The organism is Acidovorax sp. CCYZU-2555 (assembly GCF_018413525.1).
In the GTDB taxonomy this organism is placed as follows: Bacteria; Pseudomonadota; Gammaproteobacteria; order Burkholderiales; family Burkholderiaceae_C; genus Comamonas.
The window spans coordinates 1-10098 of the sequence record NZ_JAHCDD010000127.1 but is presented as its reverse complement, the minus strand read 5'-3'; the positions used below and the strand labels follow the sequence as shown (position 1 = coordinate 10098).

Here is a 10098-nt window from a genome sequence, read left to right as displayed (position 1 = left end):
CTGGAGCCGGTGCGGCGGCGGCCGGGGCCGATGCCGCGGGCGCCGCAGCGCCAGCGCCTTCGATCTCGCCGATCACATCACCGATGTTGACCGTGTCGCCGACCTTGAGCGTCAGCGCCTTGATGACGCCGGCGGCGGGCGATGGGATCTCCATCGACGCCTTGTCGGATTCGACGGTGAACAGCGATTGCTCGGCCGTCACAGTGTCGCCGACCTTGACCAGAATTTCGGTCACGGCCACGTCCTTGAAGTCACCGATGTCGGGGATCTTCAGGGCGATGGTCGCGGCGGGGCCTGCGGGAGCAGCGGCCGGAGCCGGCGCGGCTTGCGCTGCGGGAGCCGGCGCGGCTTGCGCTGCGGGAGCGGGGGCCGAAGAAGCCGGGGAAGCCGGGGAAGCAGCAGCGGGGGCCGCTGCTGCCGGGGCCGCTGCTGCGGGGGCCGCTGCTGCTGCGCCCGCGGCTTCGATGACCGCGATCACCGAACCCTGCTTGACCTTGTCGCCCAGCGCCACGCGCAGCTCCTTGAGCACGCCCGCATGGCTCGACGGAATTTCCATCGAGGCCTTGTCGGATTCCACGGTCAGCAGCGATTGCTCGGCCTTGATCGTGTCGCCCACCTGAACCAGCACTTCGATCACCGACACCTCGTCGAAATCACCGATGTCCGGAATTTGAATGTCTACCAATGCCATATGTGTCTCCCGGAATTCTTAGGCGTTCAGCGGGTTGATCTTGTCGACCTGGATGCCGTACTTGGCAATCGCTTCGGCCACCTTGGTCATCGGCAGCTGGCCTGCATCGGCCAGGCCGCGCAGTGCCGCGACGACGATGTAATGGCGGTCGATCTCGAAGTGCTCGCGCAGCTTGCGGCGGAAGTCCGAACGGCCGAAACCGTCGGTGCCCAGCACCTTGTAGATACGGCCCTTGGGGATGTAGGCGCGGATCTGTTCGGCATAGGCCTTCATGTAGTCGGTCGACGCGATCACCGGGCCGGTGGAGCCGGCGAGCTGTTGCGTGACGAATGCCTGGCGCGCGGTTTCCAGCGGGTGCAGCAGGTTCCAGCGGTCCACGTCCTGGCCGTCGCGGGTCAGTTCGTTGAAGCTTGGGCAGCTCCACACGTCGGCGGCGACGCCCCAGTCGCTCAGCAGCAGTTCCTGGGCGAACATCGATTCGCGCAGGATGGTGCCCGAACCCAGCAGTTGCACGCGCAGGCCCGTGGTCGGCACCTTGATGCCGGCCTTGCACTGGTACATGCCCTTGATGATCTGCTCTTCGGTGCCGGGCGTCAGACCTGGCATCGCGTAGTTTTCGTTCAGCAGCGTCAGGTAGTAGAAGACGTTTTCCTGCTCCTGCACCATGCGGCGCAGGCCTTCGCGCATGATCACCGCGACTTCGTGGGCGAAGGTCGGGTCATAGCTGACGCAGTTGGGAACGGTGTTCGCCAGGATGTGGCTGTGGCCGTCTTCGTGCTGCAGGCCTTCGCCGTTGAGCGTGGTGCGGCCCGAAGTGCCGCCCAGCAGGAAGCCACGTGCCTGCATGTCGCCCGCTGCCCAGGCGAGGTCGCCCACGCGCTGGAAGCCGAACATCGAGTAGTACACGTAGAACGGGATCATGATCCGGTTGCTGGTGCTGTAGCTCGTGGCGGCAGCGATCCAGCTGGACATGCCGCCGGCTTCGTTGATGCCTTCCTGCAGGATCTGACCGGCCTTGTCCTCGCGGTAATACATGACCTGGTCTTTGTCGACCGGTGTGTACTGCTGGCCCGCGGGGTTGTAGATGCCGATCTGGCGGAACAGACCTTCCATGCCGAACGTACGTGCTTCATCGACCAGGATGGGCACGACGCGCGGACCGATTTCCTTGTCGCGCAGCAGCTGCGTGAGGAAACGCACATAAGCCTGGGTCGTCGAGATTTCACGGCCTTCTGGCGTGGGCTCGAGAATGGCCTTGAAGGTTTCCAGCGCGGGCGCGGTGAACTGCTCGTCAGCCTTGACGCGGCGCTTGGGCAGGTAGCCGCCCAGGGCCTGACGGCGCTCGTGCAGGTACTTCATTTCCGGCGTGTCGTCGGCCGGCTTGTAGAACGGCAGATCGGCGATCTGGCTGTCGGGAATCGGAATGTTGAAGCGGTCGCGGAAGGCCTTGATGTCTTCGTCGCCGAGCTTCTTGGTCTGGTGAACAGTGTTCTTGCCTTCACCGATCTTGCCCATGCCGAAGCCCTTGACGGTCTTGACCAGCAGCACGGTGGGCTGGCCCTTGTGCTCGTTCGCCGCATGGAAGGCCGCGTAGACCTTCTGCGAATCGTGGCCGCCACGGCGCAGGTTCCAGACTTCGTCGTCGCTCATGTGCTCGACCATCTTCAGCGCGCGCGGATCGCGGCCGAAGAAATGCTTGCGCACGTAGGCGCCGTCATTGGCCTTGAACGACTGGTAATCACCGTCGTTGCATTCCATCATGATCTTGCGCAGCACGCCGTCCTTGTCCTTGGCCAGCAGCTCGTCCCAGCCCTTGCCCCAGAGCAGCTTGATGACGTTCCAGCCCGAACCGCGGAACTCGCCTTCGAGTTCCTGGATGATCTTGCCGTTGCCGCGCACCGGGCCGTCGAGGCGCTGCAGATTGCAGTTGATGACGAAGATCAGGTTGTCGAGCTTTTCGCGTGCGGCCAGCGAGATCGCGCCCAGCGATTCCACTTCGTCCATTTCGCCGTCGCCGCAGAACACCCAGACCTTGCGGTTTTCGGTGTTGGCAATGCCGCGGGCGTGCAGGTACTTGAGGAAACGCGCTTGATAGATGGCCATCAGCGGGCCCAGGCCCATGGACACCGTGGGGAACTGCCAGAACTCGGGCATCAGCTTGGGATGCGGGTAGCTCGACAGGCCCTTGCCGTCGACTTCCTGGCGGAAGTTCAGCAGCTGCTCTTCGCTGATGCGGCCTTCGAGGTAGGCGCGCGCGTAGATGCCGGGGGACACATGGCCCTGGATGTAGAGGCAGTCACCGCCGTGGTTTTCGCTCTCTGCGTGCCAGAAATGGTTGAAGCCCGCGCCGAACATGTTGGCCAGCGAAGCGAACGAGCCGATGTGGCCGCCCAGGTCGCCGCCTTCGGGCGGGTGAATGCGGTTGGCCTTGACGACCATGGCCATGGCGTTCCAGCGCATGTAGGCGCGCAGACGGCCTTCGATCTCGAGGTTGCCGGGACAGCGCGCTTCCTGCGACGTCTCGAGCGTGTTCACATAGCCGGTGGTGGCCGAGAACGGGCGGTCCACGCTGTTTTGGCGCGCGTGTTCGAGCAGCTCTTCGAGCAGCGCGTGGGCGTATTGCGCGCCCTCACGGTCGATCACGGCGGACAGCGCGTCCATCCATTCGCGGGTTTCTTGCTGATCGGTGCTGGCCACGGGGGTGGCGCCGGCGCCGGCCTGAGGGTCGGTCTGAGCTGTCATGGTGTCTCCTGGCAATAGGCGATAAACGAACAGTGCGCGTTGGGCCCATTGTCATCGGACGGGAAAGCTCCTGCCAAATGCCCAACCAGCTGCCTTGCGCAAACGGCCGCAAACCGGCCGCCACTGAATGAATTTGATCGGAAGTTTCGCACATTTTTCACAAATTTCAAATGATGCTTTTCGATTTCATAATGTGATATTTTGCTGCAAACGCACAATTTAAACGCTGTCTGAAGAGGGCCGAAAAACCCGGCGCTGCTCCTCTACACTCGGAGCATGGATCCCACTCCCGTCAAGCCCGCCGCCAAGCCTCCCACGCCGCAGCCGGCCGCACCCAAGCCGCCCGCGCCACCGCACGCCTTGTCCGACACCATCGTCGCGCCTGCGCGCTGGTGGCGCAGCTGGTGGCGCAGCCTGTCGCCCACGCGACAGGACCGTTTTGCCGCGCTGGCCCCGCTGGCCGCGGTGCTGATGTTTCTCGCGGCCATCGTCGTCGCCTTCTGGTATCTGCGCGTCGAGGAAGTCGAACGCGAGCAGGAAGCGCTGCGCCGCGATGTCGAGTATGCGCAGCAACGCGTGCGCCTGCGCCTGCTCGAACGCCAGGAGCAGCTGATGCGCGTGGCGCGCGACATCGCCAACCAGGAGCTGGGCCGCGGCGATTTTGCGCGCCGCAGCGAGGCGCTGATCACCCAATACCCCGAGCTGCAGTCGATCAGCTGGATAGACGAAAACAAGCGCATACGCGCCAGCCATTCCGCGCCCACGGTGCACAGCGAACAGCTGCGCATCGCCGGCCAGATCCTGCGGCCCGGCGACACCGCGCGCACTTTCGCCCAGGTGCAGGACCTGCAGCAGCCGGTCTACGCGCAATCGCTGGCGATCGCCGGCGAGCCCGTGCCGCTGCTGCAGTTGCAGGTGCCGATCAACAGCACGGGCGGCTTTGGCGGCGTGGTGCTGGGCGAGTATTCGATAGACAGCCTGCTGCGCTACGGCACGCCGACCGAAGTGCTCGCTCGCTACGCCGTCACCATGCTCGACGGCAGCGGCAAGCTGCTGGCCGGCACCGCCCTGCCCCAGCGCGCCAGCGGCAATGCCTGGAGCTGGTGGCGCGATCGCGCCAACGAATATGAAGTGCCGGTCTCGCCCGTGGGCAGCGGCCTGGTGCTGCGCGCCCAGGCTTACCGGACCTCGCTGGGCTTTGTGGGCAACAGCCTGTTCTGGCTGGTCGGCACGCTCAGCGCCATGACAGCCTGGCTGCTGCTGGCCACCTGGCGCCACACGCGCCGGCGCATGCGCGCCCAGGAAGCGCTGGTCGCCGAAACCAACTTCCGCCGCGCGATGGAAAACTCGGTGCTGACCGGCATGCGCGCGCTCGACCTCGAAGGCCGCATCACCTATGTGAACGCCGCGTTCTGCCAGATGACGGGCTGGAGCGAAAGCGATCTGGTCGGCCAACTGCCGCCCTACAGCTACTGGCCCAGCAACGAATACGATAGCCTGCGGCTCAAGCTGCGCGACGAGCTCAGCGGCAAGACCATCGTCGGCGGCTTCCAGGTGCGCGTGCAGCGCAAGAACGGCAGCCAGTTCGACGCGCGGCTGTATGTCTCGCCGCTGATCGACGCCCATGGCCAGCACACGGGCTGGATGTCGTCGATGACCGACATCACCGAACCCAACCGCATCCGCGAGCAGTTGTCGGCCTCGCACGAGCGCTTCACCATCGTGCTCGAAGCGCTCGACGCCTCGGTCTCGGTCGCGCCGCTGGGCAGCGCCGAGCTGCTGTTCGCCAACAAGCTCTATCGCCAGTGGTTCGGCTCGCAGACCGACGGCCATCTGCAACTCGTCGCCCAGGCCGGCGTGCTGCCCGCGCGCAATACCGATTCCAACATGGACGACGAGGACGGCCTGATGGGCCTGCCCACCGACCCGCTGACCAGCGCGCGCAGCGAGAACGCCGAAATCTTTCTGCCCGATCTGGGCAAATGGCTGGAAGTGCGCTCGCGCTATCTGAGCTGGGTCGACGGCCGGCTCGCGCAGATGGTGATCGCCACCGACATCACGCCGCGGCGACTGGCGCAGGAGCAGGCCGCGCGCCAGGCCGAACACGCGCAATCGATCAGCCGCCTGATCACCATGGGCGAAATGGCGTCCAGCGTGGCGCACGAGCTCAACCAGCCGCTCACGGCGATCAGCAACTACTGCAGCGGCATGATTTCGCGCAGCCAGAACGGCCAGTTGAGTCAGGAAATGCTGCTCACGGCGCTGCAGAAAACCGCCCACCAGGCGCAGCGCGCGGGCCAGATCATCCAGCGCATTCGTGCCTTCGTGAAGCGCAGCGAGCCCAACCGCACGCTGGCCCAGGTGGCCGACATGGTGAGCGAAGCCGTGGAGCTGGCCGACATCGAACTGCGCCGCCACAACGTGCGCCTGACCCACCATATCGCCGAGCGGCTGCCGCCGGTGATGGCCGACGCCATCCTGATCGAGCAGGTGCTGGTCAACCTGATGAAGAACGGCGCCGAATCGATTGAGAACTCGCAGCGCCCGGGCCACCAGCGCAGCGTCGAACTGAGCGTGCTGCCGCGCGAGATCGAGGGCCAGCAGGTGGTGGAGTTCACCGTGCAGGACACCGGCAAGGGCCTGCCGCCCGAAGTGCTCGAGCGGCTGTTCGAAGCCTTCTTCACGACCAAGAGCGAAGGCATGGGAATGGGGCTGAATCTGTGCCGCAGCATCGTCGAGTCGCACCATGGTCGCATGCGTGCGGAGAACCTCTACAATGGTTCCGATGTCATAGGCTGCCGCTTCACTTTCTGGCTGCCGCTCGCGGCTCCAGTGGATGCGTCAGCGCTCACCACGACAACCGAACCCACACCAAGGACGATTGCATGAGTTTGATTCCGAAAAAAGGCACTGTGTATGTGGTGGACGACGACGAGGCCGTCCGTGATTCGTTGCAATGGTTGCTCGAAGGCAAGGACTACCGCGTGCGCTGTTTCGACGCCGCCGAATCTTTTCTCGCGCGCTATGACCCCCGCGAAGTCGCGTGTCTGATCGTCGATATCCGCATGGGCGGAATGACCGGCCTGGAGCTGCAGGACCGCCTGATCGAGCGCAAGTCGCCCCTGCCCATCGTGTTCATCACCGGCCACGGCGACGTGCCCATGGCGGTGAACACCATGAAGAAGGGCGCGCTCGACTTCATCCAGAAGCCGTTCAATGAAGAAGAGCTGCTGGGCCTGGTCGAGCGCATGCTGGACCACGCACGCGACGCCTTCGCCGGCCACCAGCAGGCCGCGAGCCGCGACGCATTGCTGTCCAAGCTCACGAGCCGCGAGGCCCAGGTGCTCGAGCGCATAGTCGCCGGTCGCCTGAACAAGCAGATCGCCGACGATCTGGGCATCAGCATCAAGACCGTGGAAGCGCACCGCGCCAACATCATGGAAAAGCTCAATGCCAACACGGTGGCCGATCTGCTCAAGATCGCCCTCGGACAAAACCAACCCACAGGCAAGGTACCTGCCTGATCCCTAGAATCACGGCAGGTCCACGGCTGCTAGTGCCTCAAGGTGCTAGCAGCATTTTTTATTGAGATTTCAAACATGACAGCCCAACTCATCGACGGCAACGCCCTCTCCCGCCAACTGCGCTCCGAAGTCGCCACGCGCGCCGCAGCGCTCAAGGCGCGCGGCGTCACTCCTGGTCTGGCCGTGGTGCTCGTGGGCGACAACCCCGCCAGCCAGGTTTACGTGCGCAACAAGGTCAAGGCCTGTGAAGAGGCCGGCCTGCATTCCGTGCTCGAAAAGTACGACGCAACCCTGACCGAAGCCGAACTGCTGGCGCGCGTCGAAGCGCTCAACAACGATCCCAGCATCCACGGCATCCTGGTGCAGCTGCCCCTGCCCGCGCACATCGACGACCACAAGGTCATCGAAGCCATCTCGCCGCTCAAGGACGTCGACGGCTTTCACGTCGCCAGCGCGGGCGCGCTGATGGTCGGTGAAGTCGGCTTCAAGGCCTGCACGCCTTACGGCTGCATGAAGATGCTCGAATCCATAGGCATGAAAGACCTGCGCGGCAAGCACGCCGTGGTCATCGGCCGCTCGAACATCGTCGGCAAGCCCATGGCCATGATGCTGCTGCAGGCCAATGCCACCGTGACCGTGTGCCACAGCGGCACGGCCGATCTGGGCGCGATGACACGCCAGGCCGACGTGGTGGTCGCTGCCGTGGGCAAGCGCAACGTGCTGACGGCCGACATGGTCAAGCCCGGCGCCGTGGTGATCGACGTGGGCATGAACCGCAACGACGAAGGCAAGCTCTGCGGCGACGTCGACTTCGCGGGCGTCAAGGAAGTCGCGGGCTACATTACCCCCGTTCCTGGCGGTGTCGGCCCCATGACCATTACGATGCTTTTGGTGAGCACAGTGGAAGCGGCCGAGCGTACAGCGGCCTAAACTGCACTTGGAGAGGTGCGCCTCTCTTGCATGATAGGCGCTTCGACCCGCTCAGCACGAAAGCTGCCACCCGTTCGTACTGGGCTTGTAGAGCCAGCCGCTTCACTTAACGCTTGAAATTATTAGTTACGTCGCCACATAAGCACGCATGAGCAATCCACTTCTCGACAAAACCGACCTGCCCCTGTTCGACCGCATCCTGCCCGAACATGTGCAGCCCGCGATCAATGATTTGATGGAGCAGGCCAGCAAAGCCCTGGAAACGGTCACCGCCGCGGACTTCCCGGCGCGCTGGGAATCGATTGCCAGCGTTCTTGATGTCGCGACCGAGAAGTTCTCCAGTGCCTGGGGCGCCGTGGGCCACCTCAACAGCGTGGCCGACACGCCCGAGCTGCGCGCGGCCTATAACGAAGCCCTGCCCAAGGTCACCGAGTTCTGGACCCGCCTGGGCGCGGACGAACGCCTGTACGCGAAGTACAAGGCCATAGACCCGTCCGTGCTCAACGCCGAACAGCGCCGCGCCTGGGACAACGCCATCCGCAACTTCGTGCTTTCGGGCGCCGAACTGCAAGGCGAAGCCAAGGCGCGCTTCGCGCAGATCCAGGAACGCGCAGCCGAGCTGAGCCAGAAGTTCAGCGAGAACGCGCTCGACGCCACCGATGCCTTCGCCTACTACGCGACGCTCGATGAGCTCGACGGCGTGCCCGCCGATGTGCAACAGGCCGCGCGTGCCGCCGCCGAGGCCGAAGGCCAGGCCGGCTACAAGCTCACGCTGAAGATGCCCTGCTACCTGCCCGTGATGCAGTTCGCGCGCAGCAGCAACCTGCGTGAAACGCTCTACAAGGCCTATGTCACGCGTGCCTCCGACCAGGCCGCGGGCGACGCCCAGAAATTCGACAACAGCGCCAACATCCGCGAAATCCTCGCGCTGCGCCAGGAAGAAGCGCAGCTGCTGGGCTATGCCACCTTCGCCGATCTGTCGCTGGTCACCAAGATGGCGAAATCGCCGGATGAAGTCATCACTTTCCTGCGCGACCTCGCGCGCCGCGCGCGGCCCTACGCCGAGAAAGACGTTGCCGACCTGCGTGCGTTCGCCAAGGAAGAACTGGGCCTGGCCGATCCCAAGTCCTGGGACTGGAGCTACATCTCCGAAAAGCTCAAGGAAGCGCGCTATGCGTTCAGCGAGCAGGAGGTCAAGCAATACTTCCCCGCGCCCAAGGTGCTCGCCGGCCTGTTCAAGATCGTCGAAACCCTGTTCGAAGTCAGCATCCGCCGCGATGTCGCTCCGGTCTGGAACCCCGCGGTCGAGTTCTACCGCATCGAGCGCGCGGGCAGCAACGGCCCCGAGCTGGTCGGCCAGTTCTACCTCGACCAGCCGGCCCGCAAGGGCAAGCGCGGCGGCGCCTGGATGGACGACGTGCGCGCGCGCTGGCTGCGCCCCGACAACCACCAGCTGCAGACGCCCGTCGCGCACCTGGTCTGCAACTTCGCCGACGGCGTCGACGGCAAGCCCGCGCTGCTGACGCACGACGACGTGATCACGCTGTTCCATGAAACCGGCCACGGCCTGCACCACCTGCTGACCCAGGTCAACGAGCGCGATGTCTCGGGCATCAGCGGCGTCGAATGGGATGCGGTCGAGCTGCCCAGCCAGTTCATGGAAAACTTCTGCTGGGAATGGAATGTGCTCGAGCACATGACCGCGCATGTCGACACCGGCGAGCCGCTGCCGCGCGCGCTGTTCGACAAGATGCTGGCCGCCAAGAACTTCCAGAGCGGCATGGGCACGCTGCGCCAGATCGAGTTCTCGCTGTTCGACATGCTGCTGCACACCACGCACCAGCCGGCCGACGACATCATGCCGCTGCTGGCCCAGGTGCGCGCCGAAGTCGCGGTGCTGCCCGCTCCGCCCTACAGCCGCACGGCGCATACGTTCAGCCACATCTTTGCCGGTGGCTACGCCGCGGGCTACTACAGCTACAAGTGGGCCGAAGTGCTCAGCGCCGACGCCTATGCGGCCTTCGAGGAAACCGCGCTGCCCGACGGCAGCAACGCGCCCGAGACCGGCCGCCGCTACCGCGCCGCGATTCTTGAAGCCGGCGGCAGCCGCCCGGCGATGGAGTCGTTCAAGGCCTTCCGCGGCCGCGAGCCTTCGCTCGACGCGCTGCTGCGCCATCAAGGAATGGCCGAACCCGTCGCGGCCTGATGCCG

The 10098-nt window shown here is 64.8% G+C and carries 6 protein-coding genes; 4 read left to right on the top strand and 2 right to left on the bottom strand.

Translation table 11 applies throughout. The annotated features are described in order from the left end of the window. Together KHY18_RS26150 and aceE are read right to left on the bottom strand one after the other, a co-directional pair. A partial coding sequence (locus KHY18_RS26150; RefSeq protein ID WP_283771373.1) for a biotin/lipoyl-containing protein occupies positions 1-691 on the bottom strand: 691 nt, incomplete at its 3' end. A gap of 18 nt (positions 692-709) precedes the next feature. Next, positions 710-3433: a pyruvate dehydrogenase (acetyl-transferring), homodimeric type gene (aceE, locus tag KHY18_RS26145; RefSeq protein ID WP_213307149.1), complete on the bottom strand. Its 2724-nt coding sequence runs from the start codon at positions 3431-3433 to the stop codon at positions 710-712. Between the two features lie 276 nt (positions 3434-3709). Here aceE and KHY18_RS26140 point away from each other — a divergent pair, with 276 nt between their 5' ends. The 4 genes from KHY18_RS26140 to KHY18_RS26125 all read left to right on the top strand — a co-directional run bounded on the left by KHY18_RS26140 (position 3710) and on the right by KHY18_RS26125 (position 10093). Further along, positions 3710-6322 (top strand): PAS domain-containing sensor histidine kinase, encoded by a 2613-nt coding sequence (locus KHY18_RS26140; protein ID WP_213307147.1) that lies wholly within the window; start codon positions 3710-3712, stop codon positions 6320-6322. Then, positions 6319-6957 carry a response regulator transcription factor gene (locus KHY18_RS26135; protein ID WP_213307146.1) on the top strand — a complete coding sequence of 213 codons (639 nt, stop codon included), beginning with the start codon at positions 6319-6321 and terminating at the stop codon, positions 6955-6957. The genes KHY18_RS26140 and KHY18_RS26135 overlap by 4 nt, the downstream gene beginning before the upstream one ends. A 75-nt stretch (positions 6958-7032) precedes the next feature. Beyond that, positions 7033-7887 (top strand): bifunctional methylenetetrahydrofolate dehydrogenase/methenyltetrahydrofolate cyclohydrolase FolD, encoded by an 855-nt coding sequence (gene folD, locus KHY18_RS26130; protein ID WP_213307144.1) that lies wholly within the window; start codon positions 7033-7035, stop codon positions 7885-7887. Positions 7888-8035: 148 nt separating this feature from the next. Further along, positions 8036-10093, top strand: a complete 2058-nt coding sequence (locus tag KHY18_RS26125; RefSeq protein WP_213307142.1) for a M3 family metallopeptidase — start codon at positions 8036-8038, stop codon at positions 10091-10093. Positions 10094-10098: the final 5 nt, after the last annotated feature.